14 protein-coding genes are annotated in these 22,957 nt (G+C 44.7%); 3 read left to right on the plus strand and 11 right to left on the minus strand.

Features of this window, described 5'->3' with window-relative positions; genetic code table 11:
- Positions 1-351: 351 nt before the first annotated feature.
- From ABEW32_RS06835 to ABEW32_RS06845, 3 genes are all read right to left on the minus strand, one after another.
- Positions 352-6,450 carry an aminotransferase class III-fold pyridoxal phosphate-dependent enzyme gene (locus ABEW32_RS06835; protein ID WP_430185937.1) on the minus strand — a complete coding sequence of 2,033 codons (6,099 nt, stop codon included), beginning with the start codon at positions 6,448-6,450 and terminating at the stop codon, positions 352-354.
- Entirely contained in the window at positions 6,425-7,645 is a 1,221-nt protein-coding gene (fabD, locus tag ABEW32_RS06840; protein WP_430185939.1) for an ACP S-malonyltransferase, read from the minus strand. The genes ABEW32_RS06835 and fabD overlap by 26 nt, the downstream gene beginning before the upstream one ends.
- 533 nt (positions 7,646-8,178) lie before the next feature.
- Positions 8,179-8,442: a WGxxGxxG family protein gene (locus ABEW32_RS06845; protein ID WP_430185941.1), complete on the minus strand. Its 264-nt coding sequence runs from the start codon at positions 8,440-8,442 to the stop codon at positions 8,179-8,181.
- Positions 8,443-8,590: 148 nt separating this feature from the next.
- On the opposite strand from ABEW32_RS06845, the gene ABEW32_RS06850 reads away from it, so the two are divergent.
- Positions 8,591-9,109, plus strand: a complete 519-nt coding sequence (locus ABEW32_RS06850) for a DUF3231 family protein (RefSeq protein ID WP_430186180.1) — start codon at positions 8,591-8,593, stop codon at positions 9,107-9,109.
- A gap of 112 nt (positions 9,110-9,221) precedes the next feature.
- On the opposite strand, the gene ABEW32_RS06855 is transcribed toward ABEW32_RS06850, so the two are convergent.
- The 8 genes from ABEW32_RS06855 to ABEW32_RS06890 all read right to left on the minus strand — a co-directional run bounded on the left by ABEW32_RS06855 (position 9,222) and on the right by ABEW32_RS06890 (position 19,417).
- Positions 9,222-10,286, minus strand: coding sequence for a Gfo/Idh/MocA family protein (locus ABEW32_RS06855; RefSeq protein WP_430185943.1), 1,065 nt, complete (start codon positions 10,284-10,286; stop codon positions 9,222-9,224).
- A gap of 248 nt (positions 10,287-10,534) precedes the next feature.
- Positions 10,535-11,212 carry a hypothetical protein gene (locus ABEW32_RS06860; RefSeq protein WP_430185945.1) on the minus strand — a complete coding sequence of 226 codons (678 nt, stop codon included), beginning with the start codon at positions 11,210-11,212 and terminating at the stop codon, positions 10,535-10,537.
- Between the two features lie 177 nt (positions 11,213-11,389).
- A complete protein-coding gene (locus tag ABEW32_RS06865; protein WP_430185947.1) occupies positions 11,390-12,991 on the minus strand; it encodes an alpha-amylase family glycosyl hydrolase in 1,602 nt (533 codons plus the stop codon).
- A gap of 193 nt (positions 12,992-13,184) precedes the next feature.
- Positions 13,185-14,027, minus strand: coding sequence for a carbohydrate ABC transporter permease (locus ABEW32_RS06870; protein WP_430185949.1), 843 nt, complete (start codon positions 14,025-14,027; stop codon positions 13,185-13,187).
- 28 nt (positions 14,028-14,055) lie between these two features.
- The gene (locus tag ABEW32_RS06875; RefSeq protein ID WP_430185951.1) at positions 14,056-14,934 is read right to left on the minus strand and encodes a carbohydrate ABC transporter permease; all 879 of its coding nucleotides are present in this window, start codon (positions 14,932-14,934) and stop codon (positions 14,056-14,058) included.
- 79 nt (positions 14,935-15,013) lie between these two features.
- Positions 15,014-16,315: an ABC transporter substrate-binding protein gene (locus ABEW32_RS06880; RefSeq protein ID WP_430185953.1), complete on the minus strand. Its 1,302-nt coding sequence runs from the start codon at positions 16,313-16,315 to the stop codon at positions 15,014-15,016.
- Positions 16,316-16,509: 194 nt separating this feature from the next.
- A complete protein-coding gene (locus ABEW32_RS06885; RefSeq protein WP_430185955.1) occupies positions 16,510-17,616 on the minus strand; it encodes a response regulator transcription factor in 1,107 nt (368 codons plus the stop codon).
- A complete protein-coding gene (locus tag ABEW32_RS06890) occupies positions 17,609-19,417 on the minus strand; it encodes a sensor histidine kinase (RefSeq protein ID WP_430185957.1) in 1,809 nt (602 codons plus the stop codon). Before ABEW32_RS06890 ends, ABEW32_RS06885 begins: the two co-directional genes overlap by 8 nt.
- A 178-nt stretch (positions 19,418-19,595) precedes the next feature.
- Here ABEW32_RS06890 and ABEW32_RS06895 point away from each other — a divergent pair, with 178 nt between their 5' ends.
- Together ABEW32_RS06895 and ABEW32_RS06900 are read left to right on the plus strand one after the other, a co-directional pair.
- Positions 19,596-20,594 (plus strand): LacI family DNA-binding transcriptional regulator, encoded by a 999-nt coding sequence (locus tag ABEW32_RS06895; RefSeq protein ID WP_430185959.1) that lies wholly within the window; start codon positions 19,596-19,598, stop codon positions 20,592-20,594.
- A gap of 71 nt (positions 20,595-20,665) precedes the next feature.
- A complete protein-coding gene (locus ABEW32_RS06900; protein WP_430185961.1) occupies positions 20,666-22,942 on the plus strand; it encodes an alpha-galactosidase in 2,277 nt (758 codons plus the stop codon).
- Positions 22,943-22,957: the final 15 nt, after the last annotated feature.

Here is a 22,957-nt window from a genome sequence, read left to right on the forward strand (position 1 = left end):
AATTTTAAATTCGATGAAATAAGCAGTTATTTTTTACCTAGTATTGGCATTTTAATTTTGATACTTATATTTAAATTAGTGGCTTTTCTTGTTCATATACTTTATTAGAAAAATTTGGGCTTAACTTTGAAAGAGTAGGCTTCCTTATAGGGATAATGTCCATGATGTGTATTACTATAAATGCCAAGTCCCTAAAACGGGACTTGACATCTTTCCAATTTAGAGAGTAAAGATATCGAGGTACGTCATACCGTTTTTTATTATAAAAATAATGAAAATCAAATTTCACACAAACGTCTCATACTAGCATGTCCAACAAGACGATTTCGTGTATCAGGACCCAAAATCACGTCATTCCATGACAGGATCGAACCAGAACCGCTTTTGATCCGGAGTTAACGAGATAACCGTTTCCAGTGCGTCTACTGTTGTTGCTTTTATGGAGGCGGGAGCGGATATAGAGAATTCTTGGTTAGCTGGACCTTGGCCTTTCCCATTCGGAGGCAGGTCTGGCATGAAGCCTCCTTTGCGCAGCTGCTCTACACTATCCTTTACCGCTTGCACGATCCGCGCGATATCTTCCTCTGTATGGGCGGTTGACAAGAAACAGTTTCGTCCTTCCCAGATGTAAATTCCCTTTTCCAGCATGTGATAGAAGAAAAGTTCCAGATCCCCCCTTAGGACGAAGCGAAATAGGGAACCAAAGTGAACAATTTTCATAGGTATTTCCTCATCAGTAAAGTAGCTATTCAACTCTGCTGCCAACGCTGAGGTACGGCTGTTCAACCGATTTTGCAGCTGATCGCCGTCATTTTCCACATAATCCAGCACCGCCAAGGATGCCGCCATCGCCAGTGGATGATGACAAAATGTACCGGCTACAAAGGTTCGTCGATGCTCATTCTGAGGATAGGAATCGTCTCCGAAGCACCAGGACCCTCCGTCAATCCCATCCATAAATGCGGCTTTCCCGGCTACGATGCCGATCGGCATCCCGCCGCCAATAACTTTACCGTAGGTCACAAGGTCTGCCTGCACCCCAAACCACGCCTGAGCACCTCCCGTTTGAATCCGAAATCCTGTAATCACCTCATCGAGAATTAAGGCTGTACCGGATTGCTGCGTGATTTGACGAAGCTTCTGTAAAAAGGTTTTCGGCTGAAAATCAGGACGACGGCTTTGTACTGGCTCCACCAGTACAGCAGCCAGCTCTTGTCCATGTGTACGTATATAATCCAGCGATTCATCCGTTCCATAATTTAGGACAACAATATCATCCACCATGTGCTGCAAAATGCCCGGCGCTAACGGTATGGAATGCTCCTTGTTGTCACCCGTGCTACCCAATGCCAGCACACCATCGAACGTACCATGATAGGAGCCAGCAAAAATGACCACTTTGGCTCGTCCGGTAGCAGCACGCGCCAATCGGAGAGCAACCATAACGGCCTCGGTACCGGAGTTGTACAAAGCAACCCGTTCCACACCAGTCAGCTTACATATCTTCTCGGCGACCTGTCCTGCCATATTGGACATGGGTCCGATGCACATGCCGTTTTTTAGTTCTGCTTCAATTCTTTCACGGATAAAAGCTGGATTATGCCCAAACAGGTTAACACCAAAACCCATGGTCAAATCCACATATTCATTTCCATCCAAATCCCAAACTTTGGACCCATCTGCGCGTTGAGATACGATTTGGTAGACCATTTCCTTCAAAATAGGCCGAAAGCCCGCTACATTACGGTTATTCGCATAGACAGACCGATACTGCTGAGTATACTGTTTGGTGCTTCTCGTTCGGGCTGTGTACCGCTCAATCATCTCTTGCAGATGTTGTTCTTGCTGGTGCGAAAGTAATTCACGCCCTTTAACATCCAGCCTTTTATATGGTGTAAACGGTTTTGTCTCATGACCTGTCTTCTTCGGAACAGGAAGTTCAGTTGGAACAGATTCTAATGCAGCTGCGACTTCCTGTTTGGTTTCGATAATCTCAGTGCTCTCTCTGCGTGCTGGCGTGAAAACACTTGTTTCCGGTTGAAATGCTTGAGAAATTGATGCCGCAGGAGCCGATTGACCCCGGAGCAAATCGAGCTGCTGTGACATCACATGCAGCTGTTGCTGCAAGATTCGCTCGACACCAGACGAAGCCGCGATAACTGTTGTGCTTTGAACTGGCTCTTGCCCTATTCCATTAACTGATACAACTGGAGTGCTGGCTTCCTGCGGCGGCCAGTTAGACGCTGTGGCAGTATTTACCTGATTAGAAGTCGCTCTCGCTGGACTTTCCATTGCATGAAAGGACGTCTGATCTGACATGCTTACCCGTTCTGCCACGTAGTTAGTCAATAGCTCAAGCGTGGTTAGCGATTCAAAGATTTCACTCATGGGGATGTCCAGTTTGAAAGTATCCTTGATACTATGAAGAACCTGAGACAAATGAATGGAATCGAGCCCTAATTCCAGAAAATGCGTTTGTGGTTCCAGTTCCTCAAGACTGAGTTGGGACACGTTACCAATTATTTTCGTTAGCTTTTGGCGAATTGAAGATTGATGCTGCTCAGTAAACGACCCCGGCGCCGAATTCTCATTCACCATAAATTCCGACTCCCCTACCCTCAAGTTTGTATGAACAGGTACAGCCTGCTCCATTTGAACCTGTTCTGGAACATGAATCCAGCACCTTTTCCTTTCAAACGGATACGTAGGCAGGGATACTTTTTTGTACGTCTGACCTGCATAAAGCGATGCCCAGTCGATCTCAGCCCCTTGTACGTACTTTACTCCTACTTGCTCCAATGTTTGCAAAGTGTTAGAGTTTCCTACGACTGTTTCTGTATCCCGTCTGCTAGCTTCTTTTCCAGTGTATAGACCTTCAGATGCCTTACCTTGCTCGTGAAACTGACGTAATTTTGCTTTCAATGCCTCCGCTCCTGCGGCAACAATAGCCACTCGGTATGTTAGGTGGCTTCTGCCCGTGTTAGCCGTATAACATACATCATCGATAGGCAATTTTTCCTCACGTTCAAAGTAATCCACGTACCGTCCAACCAACTCGCGTAAAGCTCCTTCACTTCGTGCCGACAGTGTCAGCAGCAATGGCGATGTTCCATTTCTCCGATCAGTAGTGGCTTGTTCCGCATCCGTTTTCGCGATATATTCCTCTAGCACCACATGACAGTTGGTCCCGCTAAAACCAAAGGAACTCACTCCGCTTCTTCTCGGGATTCCGTCTGTCTTCCATTCTCTCAGCTTCGTGTTGGCATACACCGGAGATTCTTCAAAATGAATATTCCGATTGGGCGTACGAAAATGCACGAGCGGCGCAATTTGTTGATGCTTCATCGACAGCACAGATTTAATTAAGCCCGCAATTCCGGCAGCTTCGTATAAATGCCCGATATTCGTTTTGACCGTGCTTATCGCCACAAATTGCTTGCGCTGTGTAAACTTGCGGAAAGCCTGGGTAATGCCCTTAATCTCAACAGGATCTCCCAGCTTGGTTCCCGTACCATGAGCTTCAATATAGCTTACCGTTTCTGGGTCAATTTGTGCATCTTGCCACGCCTGTTCAATGACCTCTGCCTGCGCCAACGCATTGGGCGCGGAAATTCCAATCGTACTGCCGTCCTGATTAATCGCACTGCCTTTGATCACGGCCAGAATATGATCTCCGTCTTTTTCTGCTTGGCGAAGCGGCTTTAAAAGAACGGCTCCAACCCCTTCACCCCAGCCTGTACCGTCCGACTCATCGTCAAAGGCTCGTGCCCGGTCATCGGACGATTCCATGCCAATGCCCGCCTTCAGCGGAAGCAAAATGGTCTTCACTCCACCGGCCAAAGCCATATCGCAGTCTCCGCTCAAAATTGACTTACAGGCCAAATGCACCGCCACGAGTGAAGAGGAGCAGGCCGTATCAATGGTCAGCGCCGGTCCTTTTAAATCGAGTAAATACGAAATCCGACTGGAAATTACGGATGGAAGATTACCTATGCCAAAGTTAGGAAGCGCTCCCGGCTCCACCTCAGACAACAAGCGTTCATATTCAAAGCTGGTTTTGGAGAATCCGACGTACACCCCTACCTTTTTCCCAGACAGCTGTTTGTTTCCATAGCCCGCATCCTCAATTGTGCTCCAAGCAGTTTGTAAAAATAAACGTTGATTCGGGTCCATCAGAGAAGCTTCCCGTGGGGTCAGCTTGAAGAAGGCATAGTCAAACTTGTCCACTTCATCTAGATATCCGCCTTCAGCAATTTGAATATTTCTTCCTTTCGTATTTAAATGAGAAATAAAAGCTTTGGCATCTTTTCTTCTTTCGTCGTTATATGGACCAATAAGGTCTGCACCAGAAGCTACATTTGCCCAAAATTGCTCCAATGTATCTGCATGAGGGAACTTGCCTGACATGCCGATGATGGCAATATCCCGATCTCTTGCGTCCTCTTTGGATTTGAATGGGGCTATAGTGTTTACCTTTTGGCTTAAACCCTGACTGGATATAAATGCAGCTAGCTTGGCGATCGTCGGATAAGAAAAGAAGTCCGTTACCTCAATATGAATTCCGAGCTGTTCCTCCAATTGGTCCACAATTTGAACGAGCTGTAAAGAAGTTACGCCGAGATCAAAGTAGCTGTCTTCCGTTCCGATAGATTGTACTTTTAAAATAACTTGGCAAATTTCAATCAGTTTTTGCTCGATCTCACCTTGGCTGGCAGGGGAATGTTCTGCATCTTGCGCTATTTGAGCGGCTTCAACCAGGGATGCCAATACTTCATCAAATTCTCCCTGCTCGTAGCTCTGAGCCAGCTTATAGCGTTGAACCTTTCCACTGGTTGTTTTTGGGATGCGACGGATAGGAATTACATCCTGAACTTGCCATCCTCCCCGATAATTCAAATGGCTTTTCAGCTGTTGGACTAGTGGTAAAAATAACTCTACTTTTTTCGTGTGCATCACAAAAACAACAATGCGATCCTGCCTAGTTTGTGTATCATGTACACCACACACAGCTACTTTCCCAAGTTCTACACCGTCTAGTTCCTCTGCAATTCTTTCGATATCATGTGGATAAACGTTCTGACCGTTCACAAAAATAATATCCTTGGATCTGCCTGTAATTACCAATCTCCCGTTTCTCATAAAACCCAAATCCCCGGTAATGAGCCAGCCATCCTTTGTCTTGACCTTAGCGGTTGCCTCGGGATTGTTATAGTATCCAGCAGTTACATTTCTACCGCGAATTTGTGTGTATCCTATTACGTTCTCCTCTAGTACCTGATTTTGCTCATCACAAATGCGAACAGAGGTGCTAGCCATAGGGCAACCCAAATCCGCAAACGTAAGACACCGCTGATCGGACGGATCTACCTCTTCTACAGGCTCACCAACGTGCAACTGCTGCCTGTTTAAATGAATGCCAACAAAATTGTCTTTGTCCAAAGGAGGACTGGAAACGCCTACGCTCGCCTCTGCCAGGCCATATACAGGGTACATGACATTTTTATTCAATCCATGTACACTCATTGCTTCCATAAATACATGGCACAGCTCTACTGATATCGGCTCAGCACCATTTAAAATCATGCGAACACTTGACAAGTCCCAATTAGCCGCTGTTTCAGCTTTATACTGATCAAGGAAAAACTTAAAGCCAAAGTTAGGAGAACAGATTTGGGTCGCCTTATGCTCCGACACCTTTTTTAGCCATAAAGCTGGCCGTCTTATAAAGAGAGCCGTCGGCATAATAAGTTGCTTGGCATGAGCGATGATACAGGTCAAATGAAAGGCAATTAGACCTAAATCATGGGTGAGTGGCATCCAGCCCAGATATGCATCATTTGAAGTCATTCCCGTTTGACTTGCGATATCCCGAATATTGTATACAAGATTTTCATGTGTTAGCATGACTCCCTTAGGATCACCTGTCGAACCTGAGGAAAATTGAATAAACGCCAAATCCTCTGGTCTAGATTCATGAATGATCCCCTTACTCAGATCGGTATAATCAAATTTTTGGCTAGAAAAGGTCGCTTTTTTCACTGCTTCAAAAGAATCTAGCAATTCATTCTGTTTAGAATACTTCTCCAGCTGCGTCATTACTTTATCATCTGCAATCATATAAGGACAGGTAAGGGTGCTCCAGATTTTAAACAGCTTTATTTTATGCTCATCATTATTTCCGATGCTTACAGGTACAGGTACGATTCCTCCTAGCAAACAGCCCCAAAACACATTCACAAAGGTGTGATTGTCGTCAATCTGCATGATTAACTTATCACCAGGCTGTATTCCATCTTCCTGTAATTGATGAAGCACCTGCAGCGCTTGCTCCAAAAGTTGACCGTAGCTAACGTACTCCTCCTGTTTGTCACCCGAAATGAAAATAATTCCGTTCTCAGCCCTACTGGCTCGGTCCTGAATGATATCAATTAAAGTCCGAAATTGCTCCATCCTGATCCCTCCTCAAAAGGTCTAACACTTCTTCCTTCTCACGTGCTGTAACTTGTTTGGTTTGCAATATTAGGCGAATACACTCTAGTGCTTCGTGTCTTTGCTCATAAGCAGAAGAGGAACTCCCCAATTCTATGCTTTTAAGTAACTCCTCCAACCTGCGAACAGGTAAAATAACCCCTCTCTGATACTCATCCTCATTCCAATTGGTATTGGGTGTAGATATTGCCTGTGCCAACACGGTCTTCACCCAATCACGAAGCGAAAAACGATGTTGCAGTGCAATCCGATCCAAATTTCTATCCAAGGAAAGCACCTCAAAAGCAGCCTTTGTTTCTTTCGCTAAGTTTTTCAGCACCGTCCGCGGGCCTAATTCTATCCCCTGCTTCACTCCATGTTTCTCCATATACTTCATCGTTTGCACCCATCGCACGGGACGGATCATTTGCAAATACAAGCCTTGACGAATGCTGTTGACATCCGTATACGGGAGTGCTGTAACGTTAGAAATAATAGGCCACAGCGGCTCGCTAAACGTGTATTTTTGCAGTTCTAACGCTAATAAATCCGCAGCTTGCTGCATAAGCGGGCTGTGAAAGGGACCACTAACCTGCAAATGTGTAATTTGGCCCCCTTGTTGCTCCAATTGTCTGGCCACAGCAGCAACTGAGGCGTGATGACCAGAAATGACATATTGATAAGTAGAGTTATAGCAAGCGATGGTAACAGGCTGACTGTTTACGGTAAAATGCTCGCATAGCTCTTCTAGCAAATGTAAATCCGCCCCGCGAACAGCAACCATACAACCCAGATCGGCCTTCGAGGCTTCCTCCATAATGCGTCCCCGTTCTTGTACAAGCCGCAAAGCATCGCCAAACGACAAGACCCCGCTGCTTACCAGCGATGAATACTCACCCAAACTATGTCCTGCCGAAAATTCGGGAACGATTCCTACCTCATGCATATAAAGCCTGAATGCAATGATGCTAATGGTGAGAATCGCAGGCTGAGTATAAAATGTCTTGGATAATTGGGATATAGGCCCTTTCATACATAAAGTTTTCAGATCATACCCCAAAATATCGGCAGCCTCTTCAAAAATGCGATCTGCCTCCAAAAAGCTGTCATACCATGCAGCTCCCATTCCTACATATTGAGAGCCTTGTCCCGAAAAAAGCAGAGCGATCCGATTCATGTCCAACCCCTTCCCTGAACATAAAAAGTGGTAAAACAAAAGATGGGGATTTAATTGTGTATATCTATGTATTTAAGATAGATATAGCAAAAGCAAATTGACTTGCCAAAAAAACATATAAAAGTAAATCGTCTTTGAGTTTTGCGATGTGATTAAAGATAAAAAGTGTGTGAGTAGTCTTGGAAGTGTGAAAAACTTGGAGTGGGCTGTAATCCCTGGTTAATACTTAGGAATTTCAGCATCAAAGATGAATGTATTAAATGAAAAATTAAATAGGTTATGCTTTTTAATTTATTATAAACAATAAAATGAATTAAAGTACAGCAATATAAATTTATTATAACAAAAAGAATGTCCTCTTTTGGTTAAAAATAGGTGTTTTTTTGACCAATTAATGAATTTTGTTTTTATATGCTAATCATAAGTAAATAAATTGTTTCAACATAACAAAAACACCTTCAATTTCGGCCTCCATATTTTATAAATGGAAGTCCATTCTCTTGAAAGTGTTTTTCTTAAACAGATAGTACTAATTATTTATGGTCAGATACTCTTTTACGCATTCCGGCCAATCCTAGTAACCCAAGCAAGCCAAGCCATCCCCAATCCATATGGTTGTCATTATCTACAGCGTTGGCTCGTACGCTGTTAGCGTTGTAAGTTGAATTGTTGTTGTGATAAGCGTTATTAGCTGTCTCATTCACCACATCTACATTTGCACTTTGTGCTGATGAAGGGGTGACTAAAGCCGCAAAAAAGAACATTGAAGCTACAGCAGTGACTATTTGTTTCTTCATAAAATATCCTCCCTGAAAGTGTGATACATATAATTTCTCCAGAAATCCGCTCATTATTCCATTATGTATTTACAGTTTTATTGGGATACATTTAATCATTAATTGGCACTATAAGTTCGGTGTAAAAAATATTGAAGGAGCGGTTATGATGGGAATATTAAGCGGGAATCCAAAAAATGAACCTATGCATTATGGTGAAATTTTCAGTGTATGGCAATACTCATTGGTTGCGAAAGGGGCTTTATCTTTCTACCAAGCATTCCTGAATCATGCAGGAGACAAGGATTTAAAAAAAATATTGGAAGCACTCATCGATCAAGCGAAACTTGAAATTAAAGAGTGCGATACGCTCCTTAATGAAAATGGGATAGCTCCAGCGCCAGCCTTACCACAAAGACCTGATGCGAAAATTGAAGATATTCCTGTTGGTGCAAGGTTTACTGATCCAGAGATCGCCGCCAAAATTGCGTCTGATACATCATTGGGGTTGGTAGCTTGTAGTCAAATAATGGGTCAATCCATTAGAGAGGACATAGGAGCCTTGTTTGCAAAGTATCATCTTACTAAAGCCGCTTTAGGAGTTAAGATTCTCCAATTGACTAAAGAAAAAGGATGGCTGGTGCCTCCTCCGCTTCAAGTGAAAAGACCTGAAGCTGTTGAAGTTTAAATATAATTTATATTAAAAGTTAGAAAAACAACCCCCATTTCTCAATATGAGAACAATGGGGGTTAGCTTTATAACTTTTCAATCCATAACTTAGGAGTAACCTACGATTTCTTTAAATATCTCTCCGAATTACGCTTTTGGTCGCTGCCGCCTCAAAAATCGTCTCAATCAGCACCAGTACACGGTGCACTTCTTCGCTTTTGATCGCAAGCTCGGATTTTCCTTCAATGGTGGAGACAAAATTTTCGTAAAAGCTTTCCGCTGCAGCTGGTATTTTCTCAATTGGGAACTTAAGGGTGGATTCCTCAGATGGCGGCGCCATCGTTTTCGTCAAACCTTGCCCTGCTTGAATCGGTTTGGGCTCCACGTGAGCGACATCTGGATTCCGGGTAACTATCTCTCCGCTCAAATCCCAATCCTTGATCACTGCGGTTCCTTCAGTTCCTTTAATATACCAACGCGGCAGTTTTACGTAATTAGTGGTACCTACTTCAATGACCGCTGTAAGACCATCCTTGAATTCAATAAAGCTGCTAAAGCCGTCATCCACTTCTGTCCCTAGAATATAACTCAAGGTAGCGGTCACACTTTCGATTTGGCTGTCCGTAATCTGAAGCAGCTGATCCAAAAGATGCACTCCCCAGTCCAGCAGCATTCCTCCACCATATGCCTTCAATTGACGCCAGTCGCCTGGAATACCATTAGCCCCCTGAACCCGCGACTCCAGGTGGAAAAGGTCGCCAACGGTCTTCTTGCTGATCATATCTTTGACAATCCGAAAATCTTCATCCCATCGACGATTTTGATGAACTGTAAATATACGGTTCTCTTGCTTGGCCACCTCGACAATATCTAAGAAATCTGCACTCGTTATCGTAACCGGCTTTTCGCAAATGACATGCTTGCCAGCTTGCAGTGCTTGGATTGCGATTTCTTTATGAACGTCATTAGGTGTTGCTATTAATACAATATCCACGTCCTGATCACCGAGAACGGCATCAAGACTGGCATAGGTTTTATAGCCGGCTGCTGCAGCCAATTCCATCCGATAATCGACAATATCATATACACCGCCAACGGCAAGCTGCTCAATAGGTTCAATTAATTGAACATGGTAGCTTCCCATGCCTCCATAACCGATAATAACTACATTATATTTCCGATTGTCCATTTTCATTTTCCTTCCACTCCTAAATTGAGCCACCATATATCAACGGTTGCTCACGGATCGAATTCAAATTGTAAATCGCTGCTGCCAGACTGTGACCACATCCTACGGGATGAAAGTCCATATTCTGGACATACTGATCGATCTTGCTGTGCTAGAACTTAAGCAATTCGTCACTCTCAAGTAGCTCATCCGTAAGATGATGTCATGCATACGCTTTCATTATAAAGCAAATCTTTCCCCAAAAAAAGGGGATATTATGCTTTACGAAATTCAGTATTGGATAAATACTCACACAACATTTCCTGCATTGACTTCTTTGAATTTTGAAACTGTTTGATTCGATGCCCATTGGCACCAGACGGATGGGGAAAACCCCACAGAATCTTCATTTCCTGAATCTTCTGTTCCTCGAGCAATCGACGAAGAACCCTCTCGACTGACTTCCCTAGCGGAACAATAAGCGGATGATTCAAACTTTCTAATTCAGGAAGAAAAGACTCTAGTACTGCTCTATACAAAAAAGTATGATTTATTAGGGAAGGCTGATGTCCATTATAATTTTCTTGACTTACAAAAACTGGAAATCGAATTAAAGAAGTTGTATGTAACAACGAGCAATCTGAATCAAACAATTTACGTACATGCGACACTTTTAAAAAATCATGCAATCCTATTTCTTGAAGCATATATATTAAGTTGTCTCGCATGGAACCAGCCATTCTTGCTGCAAATTTTGCTTTCTTACAAGCTTCCTCATATGACTCTTGTTCCTTCAAAGAAGTTATGGCAGTTCGAAAAGCAATTTCCATCTGCTGCCAACCGGGTGTAATACCTACGAGCACTACTTTCGCAGAAGAATTGATATATTCATTATGCGGAGAATAGAATATTTCAACGTTTTCCGAAGACTTTAATTTGAAATCTTTAATCAACAAATCGTATTTAGAATACTTCTTCTTTACCGGTAACGAATTCATCACAGTAACTATACGCTTTTGATGAGTGAATGAGATCAGGTTGCTTCCTCCTTACAAGGGGTGTTCTTCACACCCCCAATTGAATTCACCCCAAAAAATCCATTATGTTTGAGGCAGTCCGTTTGCCTGTGCTCAGTTCTTTCTATCTTCTTTGGTAATGAGCGTACTGTAGGCGGGAATCTTCACTGTTCCTTTGCTCACTTTCACATCCTTTGAGGTAGAGAAAACCACTTTCCGCTTTTCCTTATCTCGATCTTTCATCTGGATGGTAACCGGCTCTCCTGACAGATTATGATATACATACAATGTTTCTTTGCCTGAAGAACGTTTGTATGCCGTCACGCTGGCCGAACCTGCTTGGATTGGTTCTAGACTGTCGCTGCGAAGAGCCTCATGTTCTTCCCTCAGGCGGATAAGCGTGCGGTAGCTTTCCAGCAGAGAATCATTGTCCCGCAACTGTGCTTCCACCGATACTTCGCCTTTGTTGTATTTGGGTTCCTCCCACTTTGTTTGACCGAGGCCTTCTCCCTTGTACCAACGCATAGGCTCTCGAAGATACTCATCAGGCTTCTCTCCCTTCATGCCGATTTCTTCTCCGTAATAGAGAAACGGCTGACCTGGCAGTGTCAAGAGAATGGCAGCAGCCAGCTTGGCTTTTCGCACATCCCCGCCCAGCTCGCTCATAACTCGGGTTTGGTCATGATTGCTTAAAAATGGAGCATCGAGTGCCGCCTTATTGTATGATTTGTACAGCTTCAGCGTTTTCTCGGAGAATGTAGCAATACCTTGATCCCGACCGTTTTTCACAGAGTTCAATATCGTTCCGCCCAGGTCAAAGTTAAACAGAGAGTGGAGCGATTCGTAATAAGGAGCTATTGTCTCCGGTTTATCCCATACCTCTCCTGCCAGATATACATTTGGATTTATCTTTTCCATCTCGGAACGGAATTCATTCCACCACGCAATGTTTTTATCGGCACCGTCCTTCGTTTGCCCTTTAAAAATATGCATCGCTGCATCAAGCCGGAAGCCGTCTGCGCCCTGCTGTAGCCAATACTTACCGACTTTGATCATTTCCTTGCGGACTTCTGGATTGTCAAAGTTCAGATCCGGCATCCCCGACCAGAAGGTACCGTAAAAATATCCTTCGCCATTTGGATTCTTATGCCATACCTGCTGGCCCCATGATCCCTTTTCATCCAGATTTGTATTCTCATCTGCCCACACGTAATAGTCGCGATATTTGCTTTGCGGGTTGGCGCTCGCCTCCTTGAACCAAGGGTGCTCGCTGCTCGAATGATTGATAACAAGGTCGATGATTACCTTGACACCCTTTCGTTTCGCTTCTTTCGTCAAGGTGCGAAAATCATCTAGATTCCCGTACTGCGGGTCCACCTGATAGTAGTCGGTTACGTCATATTTATGGTAGCTTGGAGACGGATTCAGTGGCATGAGCCAGAGGCCGCTAACCTGCAAATCCTTGCCTGAACGGGGATTGCCGTCATTTAAGTAATCAAGCTTTTGGGTAATCCCTTTTAAATCACCGTGTCCATCTCCGTTTGAATCATAAAAAGAATTGATATAAATTTCGTAAAACACGCCGCTTCCAGCAGAATTTGGAGGCTTATGCCCGTTCATATCCTGCTCGGCCATTGCACCTGAGGCAAACATCGTGAGCATAGGCACCGTTAACAGGACTGTGGACCATTTTCTTAAGCGTTTGTTACGATTCAAAACATATCAGCTCCTTTAATTGTTATGGGTGCGCCTTCATTATAAAGAAAAGTCACCCAAAAAAAGGGGATATTATTATCTATTATAGTGGAAAATATCGATTTTATTGTTTAATGTCTGTATCGAACAAAACTGCCTGGGTTAGAGGATCTTTTGATGATCCTTAACCCAGGCAGTTTTAGCAAGTCCGTTCTTATCCTTTTACAGCAGACCCTACCGTCATTGCCCGTTCCACTTGTTCACTCAAGAACAGATAGACGAGTACCATCGGTAAAGAAGCAATTGTCATAACAGCTCCCATGGCGCCCCAATCTGTACTGTAAGAACCTTGGAAGAAAAGCAAGCCAAGCGGTAATGTCTTCATATTTTCATCAGAAATGAGAATATAGGCCAAAGTAAATTCATTCCAGTTGTTCAAGAACTGAAAAATGGCTACAGTCGCAATTGCAGGTAATGCAAGAGGTACAATGATTTTCAGGAATAGTCTATAAATATTAGCTCCATCCATGCATGCCGCCTCTTCAATCTCCTTAGGGATTCCTGTAAGGAACCCATAGAAAATCATGGATGAAAAAGGAAGGCCAATTGCAATATAAGGAAGAATAAGAGCACCATACGTATTCGTAAGATGAAAATCGCGAACCAGAATCGCCAGCGGGATCATGATGACCTGAAGTGGCATAAACATCCCTATGGTCATATAAGTCCGAACGGTAGAGCGAAATCTCCACTTCATACGAGCCACTGCAAAGGCAAACATCAGGGCCAGGAAAAGGATAAACAGAGTCGAAATCGTTGATACGACTAGACTGTTCAGAAAGTAACGGGGAATATTAAATTGTGTCCAAGCATTGATGTAATTTTCATATCGAAAATGCGTTGGCAGTCCAAATGGGTTAGAGACGAAGATCTCATCGTTGTTCTTTAACGAGTAGGATACCATCCAAAACAACGGGTAGACCGAAACAATTAGATACAACCACAGTGGTATCTGCAGGGCAGCATGTCTGAACTTGCTCAAAGCGGTTTTACTCATTTCGTTCTCCTTTTCAATACACGCCTTATTAGGCGGTTTGTCCGCGGTCGAACAGCTTATTGATGACTACAGTTGCCAATAGTGAGATTAATACAAGCAGCACGGATACAGCACAGGCATAACCATAGTTGCTCTCCATGAAAGCATAGCGATAAATCATGAAAGTCAATGTATAGTTTGTCGTGCCAGGCCCGCCATTTGTCATAATCAGCATTTGCACAAATGCCCCTATTCCAGAGGTTATTGCGATAATGAAGCAAAATTTGTACGTTTCCTTCATTAAAGGAAGCGTGACATGCAGGTGCGCTCTCCATTTGCTGCAACCATCAATCGTGGCGGCTTCAAAGTAGTCTTCAGGTATTGACTTAACTCCCGCATATAACAGTGCAAATTGGTATCCCATGAACTGCCAGGCATTAACAAAGGCGATGGCTATAATGGATGTTGTCGGGGAGCTCAACCAATTTTGTTGGTATGGGATGTTCAAGAGATCAAACAGCCGGTTGATTAAACCATTGGTTGGATCATAAATGGCAATCCATAGCTGGCATACAACAGTTACCGATAGGACAACTGGGATAAAATAGGCGGTTTTTAGTATTTTCCGCCCGCGTGTACGTGGGTCCGCACAGATTAGCGCCAGTAGCGTTCCCAGTCCGATCTGAAAGACTGCCAGCACAATAGCAAAGATCAATCCGTTCTTAAGCGAAGTAGAAAGTAGAGGATCAGAGAACAATTCCCGGTAATTATTCAATCCCGAAAAGGTCAACGTACTGAGGCCATCCCAATCATAAAAACTGCGAAAAACAGTTTGCAATACGGGATATATCAGAATCACGCTATACAGTATTAATGCAGGGAGGAGAAACAGTGCGAGCGCTGGTTTGTTCCCCATATATTTATTCATGTCTTGCTTCCACCCCTTATCTTTGGAACAGCATCCCCCAGCACCTTATATCGCCAAGGGATACCGATTCCCTGAATTCTCAGTTTTCTTTATTCAATGTGCTATTCAAATTGCTCACAAAATCGTTTTCAGAAAAGTTGTCTACCATCATATTTTGAGTATTGTCATTAATGGTGTTCTGAATTTTTGTATTGCTCAGAAGTTGAGCATATTGCTGTGCATTGGGTAGCAACTCTTTGACAACTCGCTGCATCATGGCTGGAACATTGGAGGCCATTGGCTTATCAACTTTTACTGGAACAATTGGACTTCCAAGTTGGGTGTATCTGTACTCTGCTGACTTCGAAGCGAGGAATGCCGCTACCTTTACGGCTGTTTCCTTATTTTGGCTATTCGCTGACACTGCGTACCCTTGTGGAGAACCTGAGCCGTCAATAAAATATTTGGAATTCTCGTAGGTTGCTTCATCCTTTGCAGGCCAGTACATCCAGTCAACTTGATCGCCCAGCTTTTCCTGGGAACTGTAAATTTCCCATTGTCCATTCACAAACATGGCTGCTTTGCCCTGATAAAATAGGGACGATGCCTGATCATAATTGGTGTTCGTGGCATTGGCATCGAACAATCCGGCTCTTTGCAGTTGCTTCATCTGCTGTGCCGCTGTTACGAATGCTTCTGGCAATGCTTTTACACCCTTTTCCTCAAGTGCTCCAAATCCACGTGGTTGCTCTCTTGTAACAAGCCCATTATAAAAAGCGGTCGTAATCCATTTTTCCTTAGCAAAGATTGACATCGGTACATAACCAGCAGCTTTCAGTTTTTTCGCTGCGTCGACCATCTGGTCAATCGTCTTAAGCGGTGTCTTGATTCCGACCTTTTCAAAAATTGACTTGTTGTAATAGATCATTTGGAATTCTATACCAGTTTCGGGATAAGCATACACATGATTGTCTGGAGCTACCAAACGTGATTCAACACCTGGGTTCAGATTCTTCTTGAATTCGGCTGTTGTGTCATAGTTGTCCAGCACCTCAACATTTTTCGATTTTGCAAAAGTTTGCAGAACTGACCAATCCGCTAAATAGACATCCGGCATGTTGCCCGTTGCTGCGTAAGTTTTAAGTTTCTGGCCTCCGTCCTGCACGGCAGGATCCAGTTCAATTTCTACGTTTGGCATCTTCTTTTTGAGCTCTGCCACCGCATAATCGAACGGCTTTATGGTATCGTCATCAAAATGCTGCGCATACACCTTCAATTTGATCGTTCCGTCCCCTGATCCGTTTTTGGAAGAAGCTGAGTTATCTCCTCCACAAGCGACCAATCCAACGGACATGGTGAGCACTAGCAAGGCAGCACTCCAAATTTTGAGATTTTTTTTCATTTGTTTTATCCCCCTCATGAAGAGTCTTTGATGATTGCGCTTTCATTTGCTTGACTACAGTATACTGCGGCCTCTTGTCTTCTTTAAGGAATAAAACGGGTCTTATCAGTAAAAAACGGGACAAATAGAGCAGTGGTTGCCTAAATAGGAACACCGTCAGGCTTAATCGGTGTGTCCTACCCGCAAGGCATATGCTACCTTTTTTTGAGTTGCTCATATTCGGTTGGTGTTATACCAAAGCGTTTCTTGAAACATTTGCTGAAATAATTAGGGTCACTGTATCCGACACTTTCAGCGATTTCTGACAGCTTCCGATTTCCATTCAGCAGAAGCTCCTTAGCCTTCTTCATTCGAATGTGTGTAATATGATCCACGATGGAGAAGCCAGACTCCTTGCGAAAAACGCGCCGCAAGTAGCTGGGATCGACGAATACTCCGCATGAAACCTGCTCAGCAGACAGTTCTGTGTCTGCATAATGTTCCTCGATATAGTTGATCGCCGCCGCAAACAAATTGGATGCCTTCGTAGGACGCATATTCTCCATCAATTGGATCAGCTTGCGGTACAGGGCAAGCATCCAACCTTCAGCCGCCTCCCAGGAATCTAACTCCCGGAGCCGGTCGTAAGGAGACTTGTCTCCTCCGTCATCCCAGAGCCGATCATAAGGAATGCCTCGTTCACTTGCAAAGGAAAGGGCCAGAGATACGATCCCCATAAGCATCGCATCTGCGTATTCGTCTCCCCATTTATATATACTAAGTTGGCGTATCGCCTTGCGGACCTCCTCTAGCGTCTCACTGTCTTTCATTCGAAGGTCAAGCACAACTGCATCCCGTAGATGTCCCAAATCAGGCATACCTACTCTGCTATGCAGCGTTTCACCGCCATGTCCCCCTAACTCTGCACTTTCGCTTTCCTGTGGAAGCACTGGTAATTTGGGCTTAATCCGCTCCAACATTGAGAGCATTTCTTCTGCATTGAATGGTTTTAGTAAATAATCCTGCACTCCAGTTCGAACAGCCTTCTGTAGATATTCGAATTCGTTATGCCCGGATATGAATACAATCACGATCCGTTCGAACCTGACTTTCAATCTTTCGGCTAATTCAATTCCATCTATAAACGGCATATTGATATCAACGAGCGCGAGATGCGGCTGATGCCGCTCGGCTTCCTGAAGCGCTTCCTGACCGTTCCTTGCTTCGCAGCATACCCGAAAGCCATAACATTCCCAGTCTATCTTAATTCGCAGAAAGTCTCGAAACAGCGGCTCATCATCCACAATCATCACTTTATACATCTTGGTGTTCACTCCCTCTTGGCAGCATTGGTAGCGACAGGTCAACAATGGTTCCTTCTCCGAGAACACTTTGCACAGATATCCCGTACTCCTCGCCAAAATACAAACTCAGTCGTTGCTGTACGCTGTAGGTACCGATCGATCGTATTCCTTCTTTAGGTAAATGTCTGGACATAATGTTCTGAACTTGAATTTCATTCATTCCCACACCGTTGTCCTCTACCCGGACAATCACCTTATCATTCTGTTTAAAAGCGAAAATACGAATAAAACCTTTTGTTCCTTTCTTCTTAAGTCCATGGTAAATCGAATTCTCGACAAGCGGCTGAAGCGAGAGCTTCGGGATCGGTGTACCCGCAAGTTCTGGAGGGATATCCACTTCATAGCGGAATACATCGGGATAACGAATTTGCAGAATTGTCAGGTAATCATCCGTAATCTGAGCTTCCTTCTCTAAAATAATAAGCTCCCGTCCTTTATTCAGCACCATTCGATAGAAATCGGCCAGCGCTTTCGTAGTATCTCTAGCCTCATCATTACGGTCCAGCTCATTAAGTGCATAAATGGTATCTAAAGTGTTGTACAGAAAATGCGGTTTTATTTGAGCGGTCATCAGTGCAAGTTCATATTCACGCTTGCGGTTTTGTTCCTGTCTTACTTCATCTAGCAATTCCCTAATCCGTCTTATCATAAAGTTAAAAGCTTCAGCAATGGTACCGATTTCATCTTCTGTTCGGACTGTCGCAACGGATTGTAAATCGCCGGCTACTACTCTTCGCATAGCTCTAGTCAGTTGTTCGAGCGGGCTAACGACCATTTTGGACAGAAAACTAGCACCGAGCCATGAAAAAGCAAGACATAATACACCGATTAAGAGTGAAAGCCTTACATTTTGCCGGACATCCGCTGTAAGCAGGCTAAGAGAAACAACATTGACTAACTTCCAACCCATCCGGTTATAGTTATTGACCGTTACAAGATTACCGTCGTCCTCAAATGAGCACGTTTTTTGGGACACATTAGATCCACAGCCTTGGATGGCCTTCGCCAATTGTGAATTCACTGGCCTCATTAGCATCCTATTGTCTTCTGCCACAGCCACACGCATTTTGTTATCTAAAAAATAATATGATTTGGGCGCATCAGGATCGCTGGAACGAAAATAATCAGACAAACCTTCTTCCTTCACTAGCAAAAAAAGCGTTCCATAGGGTTCGCCGGTGTCTATATTAATGACCATCTTTCCCAGCGTTAAAACCGGAGAGTCTGCATCTGGTGTTAGGAAATCTCTTTTCTCCATATCAAACCAGAGCGCCTGTCCATAACTTTCGGATTCCCTTACCCGTTTGAGCATGCTATAGACTTTGCTATCATCCCCACTTTCGGTATAGGAAGCAAAAATTGTCCCGTCATTATCAATAAATACCGCCCCATCCACCTCGCGAAAGATAGACAAATCAATCGATAGACGGCTTTGCATCAGGTTTCTAAATTGAACACGGTCCATAGCAGTATCAGGTCTAGCGCCGTATGCATCATACATTCGGTTAATATTCGTGACCATAATGTTGGCCGCCGTTTCCACACTGCTGAATATGTAGTCAGTCCGGGACAGGATAAGCTGAGATTCGTCTACCACGTTACTGGTCGTTTGCTCTATCAATGAACGGCTAAAGAGTTGGTTGGACACAAGTCCAAGAATGAGCAGAGAAATAATAATGAGCGGGAGAAATACTGCGATAACCTTACTTTTAAAACGAAGACGACCAAACCACTTACGAGCTAGTGACAGAACTTTCACATAGAACCCCTCCGTCATCAAGAGAATATTCATCATGTTAACACAACTAATCTGAACAGTAGTAGAACTAAAATAATGTTAAAAAAAATTTCAATGGTCCATCTTGAAAGTGACAAAAGGATATGTTAGGATAAAATCGATTTTTAGTAAAATTATTAACTAAAAAGGTGTGAGCTTTTTGGCAACCATTAAAGACATTGCCCGCGAAGCGGGTGTGTCTGCCGCAACCGTTTCAAGGGTTTTAAATAACGATCTGTCACTGTCCGTGAGTCCAGACACTAAAAACAGAATTTTTTTAATTGCTGAGCAGCTCGGGTATAAGCCTTCTCGGCTGAGGCAGTTAAAGAGGAACACGGAACGTGCCGGGAAAACGGTTTCACTCCTGTTGTGGTGTTCCATTGAGGAGGAAAGAGATGATCCGTATTATGCCTCAATCCGTCGTGGAATCGAACTGCGCTGTGAAGAGCTTGGTCTGACATTGGGACAGACGCTGCGAGGCCGTTCATCTCTCGACTCCTTGCAGAAGGCGGACGGGCTGATTGTCGTGGGCGGCGTTGATCCTGAAGAGGTGTCCAAACTGTATCCAGACAAGAACACCATTGTCCTTGTCGACCAGTACCATGAGCAGCTGGAATACGATTCCGTGCGACTCCATTTCCGGCAAGCGGTTGATCAGGCACTCGGCCATCTGCTCGAGCTTGGCCACCGACAAATCGGATTTATCGGCGGCAAGAGCGACGGAGAGCGAAGGGCGCATTATTTTGAACGGTTCATGCGGGATCGAGGATTGTACAATCCTCAATTCGTCCGTATAGGCGCCTGGAGTACCGCCGATGGATATCTCATGATGAATGAGCTCCTAGCCGAATCAGAACGACCGACAGCCTGCTTCGCTGCAAGCGATCCGCTCGCCATCGGTGCCCTCCGCGCCCTTCATGGACATGGAGTCAAGGTGCCAGAGGATATGGCTGTTGTCGGCTTCGACGACATTGAGATGGCGGCTTTTGTGCAGCCTCCGCTAACTACTGTGCGTGCCTATCCAGAACAAATGGGAAAAGCTGCCGTGCAGTTGCTCTCTGAACGGTTTGAGGGACGTGAACCACCTGCGTACAGCGTGATCGGGACTAAGCTTGTCATACGTGAAAGCTCAGGCATCAACAGTAAAACCAATATTTAAGAGTCATTTGTCATTGATAAGTATCCTTATGTAAAACAATCGAGATGATAACCCACTAAGGAGTGAATATCATGAACATTCATGTTAACGAGGCGCTTGGTTTGTTTCACCTGCAGTCCAAGGATTGCAGCTATATTATCCAGCTGGTAGAAGGATATCCTGCACATGTCTATTGGGGAGCTCAGCTTCATCATGACCCAAGTCTTGCAAGTATATTGGAGCTTAGAGAGCGCTGTTCCTTCTCTCCCACTCCCGATTCTTCCAGTCGTACGCTTTCTTTGGATACGCTTCCACAAGAATATCCACAGTATGGGACAAGCGACTTCCGTCAGCCGGCTTATCAAGTTGCGCTTGCGGATGGAACTCGGACTACAGAGCTGAAATATAGTGGCTACCGTATTGAATCAGGTAAACCCAAGCTCGAAGGACTTCCTTCCGTCTATACTGAATCGGATGATGAAGCATCAACGCTCTTGTTGTTCCTCGAGGACCAACATTCAGGCCTTAAGGCTACACTGCTTTATACTGTATTTGCGAACCACAGCGCCATTGCTAGGTCTACTCTTTTTGAACATAAGGGAAGCGCTGTCATGAATATTGAGCACGCGATGAGCGCCTCTGTCGACTTCGCCGATTCCAATTACCAAGCTCTCTATCTATCTGGTGCCTGGGTTCGGGAAAGACATATCCAGCGCCGTGATCTCGGACCCGGCGCCATTCGCTTGGAAAGCCGACGGGGCTCCAGCAGTCACCAAATGAATCCTTTTCTGGCACTTCTTCGTCCTGATGCAACTGAAGATCGTGGAGATGTGTACGGCTTCAGCCTAATCTACAGCAGTAACTTCGTCGCGCAGGCGGAAGTAGAGCAGTTTAATCAGACCCGTGTAAGCATCGGAATCAATCCTTTTGACTTCTCTTGGCGACTTGAACCAGGCCAGTCATTCCAGACTCCTGAAGCTGTGCTGGTCTTTTCCGATGAAGGTCTGGGAGGCATGTCACGCACCTATCACCGACTCTATCGTACACGCCTCTGTCGTGGGACTTACCGAGACAAAGAACGTCCAATTCTCGTGAACAATTGGGAAGCCACCTATTTTGACTTTGATGCCGATAAAATCGAAGCGATTGCCAAAGAAGCAGGGCCTCTTGGAATTGAGCTATTTGTTCTTGATGACGGTTGGTTTGGCAAACGCGACAACGACAACAGCTCGCTTGGGGACTGGTTTGAAGATCGCCGCAAGCTACCCGGTGGTCTCACCGACCTGGCCAAAAGGGTTAATGAACAGGGATTACAATTTGGCTTGTGGGTTGAGCCGGAAATGATATCGCCGGATAGTGAACTGTACCGCAGCCATCCCGACTGGTGCTTGCATGCGGAAGGTCGGCGGCGGACGGAAGGCCGATCTCAATTGGTGCTCGATCTCTCTCGCAAGGAAGTATGCGATTACTTGTATGAGACGCTTAGCTCCGTATTCTCCATCGCTCCAATTACTTATGTTAAGTGGGACATGAATCGTAATATGACGGAGATTGCTTCGGCTACCGCTACTAGCGAACGTCAAAAGGAAACTGCGCACCGTTATATGCTCGGACTGTATGATCTGCTGGAACGCCTGACCTCACGGTTCCCGGACATCTTGTTTGAAAGCTGTTCCGGCGGAGGCGGACGATTCGATCCAGGTATGCTCTACTATATGCCGCAGACATGGACCAGTGATGATACCGATGCTATTGAAAGATTGGCTATCCAGTACGGTACCAGCATCGTGTATCCGGCCAGCACCATGGGGGCTCACGTATCGAATGTACCGAACCACCAGGTGGGACGAACCACCTCTCTCGCCATACGCGGTGACGTGGCAATGAGCGGGAATTTTGGATACGAACTTGACCTTACTGCATTTACAAATGAAGAAAAAGAGCTTGCTGCCAAGCAAATTGCCCAGTATAAGGAAATCCGCTCCCTTGTACAGCAGGGAGACATGTATCGACTCCTTAGTCCGTTTGAAGGCCGAGGCGATACAGCCTGGATGTTTGTCAGCGAGGATCAATCTGAAGCTTTTGTCGCTTACTTCCGTGTGCTGGCTGAGCCAAATGGTCCTATCCGGCGACTTACTCTTAAAGGACTTGACCCAGCTAAAAAATATACAATCGAAACTGGGGCTGCTGGCAATACTTCAGGTCATATGAGTAGTACCTCGACTGAAGATGGCGTTTCTCCTTTCCGAGTAGCGTTTGACGGTGAAGTTTTTGGAGGTGACCGCTTAATGAAAATTGGGCTTGTCGTCTCCGATCTCACTGGGGACTTTGCCAGCTCTACCTTCCGCCTTAAAGCGATCTCCTGCTAATCATAGTTCAGCCGG

This window comes from Paenibacillus jamilae (genome assembly GCF_050482105.1).
Classification (GTDB): domain Bacteria; phylum Bacillota; class Bacilli; order Paenibacillales; family Paenibacillaceae; genus Paenibacillus; species Paenibacillus jamilae_B.

Excerpts from the sequence above, each read along its gene's own strand:
- ABEW32_RS06835 (WP_430185937.1), bottom strand. The coding sequence starts at position 6,450 with ATGGAGCAATTTCGGACTTTAATTGATATCATTCAGGACCGAGCCAGT.
- fabD (WP_430185939.1), bottom strand. The coding sequence starts at position 7,645 with ATGAATCGGATCGCTCTGCTTTTTTCGGGACAAGGCTCTCAATATGTA.
- ABEW32_RS06845 (WP_430185941.1), bottom strand. The coding sequence starts at position 8,442 with ATGAAGAAACAAATAGTCACTGCTGTAGCTTCAATGTTCTTTTTTGCG.
- ABEW32_RS06850 (WP_430186180.1), top strand. The coding sequence starts at position 8,591 with ATGGGAATATTAAGCGGGAATCCAAAAAATGAACCTATGCATTATGGT.
- ABEW32_RS06855 (WP_430185943.1), bottom strand. The coding sequence starts at position 10,286 with ATGAAAATGGACAATCGGAAATATAATGTAGTTATTATCGGTTATGGA.
- ABEW32_RS06870 (WP_430185949.1), bottom strand. The coding sequence starts at position 14,027 with ATGAGTAAAACCGCTTTGAGCAAGTTCAGACATGCTGCCCTGCAGATA.
- ABEW32_RS06875 (WP_430185951.1), bottom strand. The coding sequence starts at position 14,934 with ATGAATAAATATATGGGGAACAAACCAGCGCTCGCACTGTTTCTCCTC.
- ABEW32_RS06880 (WP_430185953.1), bottom strand. The coding sequence starts at position 16,315 with ATGAAAAAAAATCTCAAAATTTGGAGTGCTGCCTTGCTAGTGCTCACC.
- ABEW32_RS06885 (WP_430185955.1), bottom strand. The coding sequence starts at position 17,616 with ATGTATAAAGTGATGATTGTGGATGATGAGCCGCTGTTTCGAGACTTT.
- ABEW32_RS06900 (WP_430185961.1), top strand. The coding sequence starts at position 20,666 with ATGAACATTCATGTTAACGAGGCGCTTGGTTTGTTTCACCTGCAGTCC.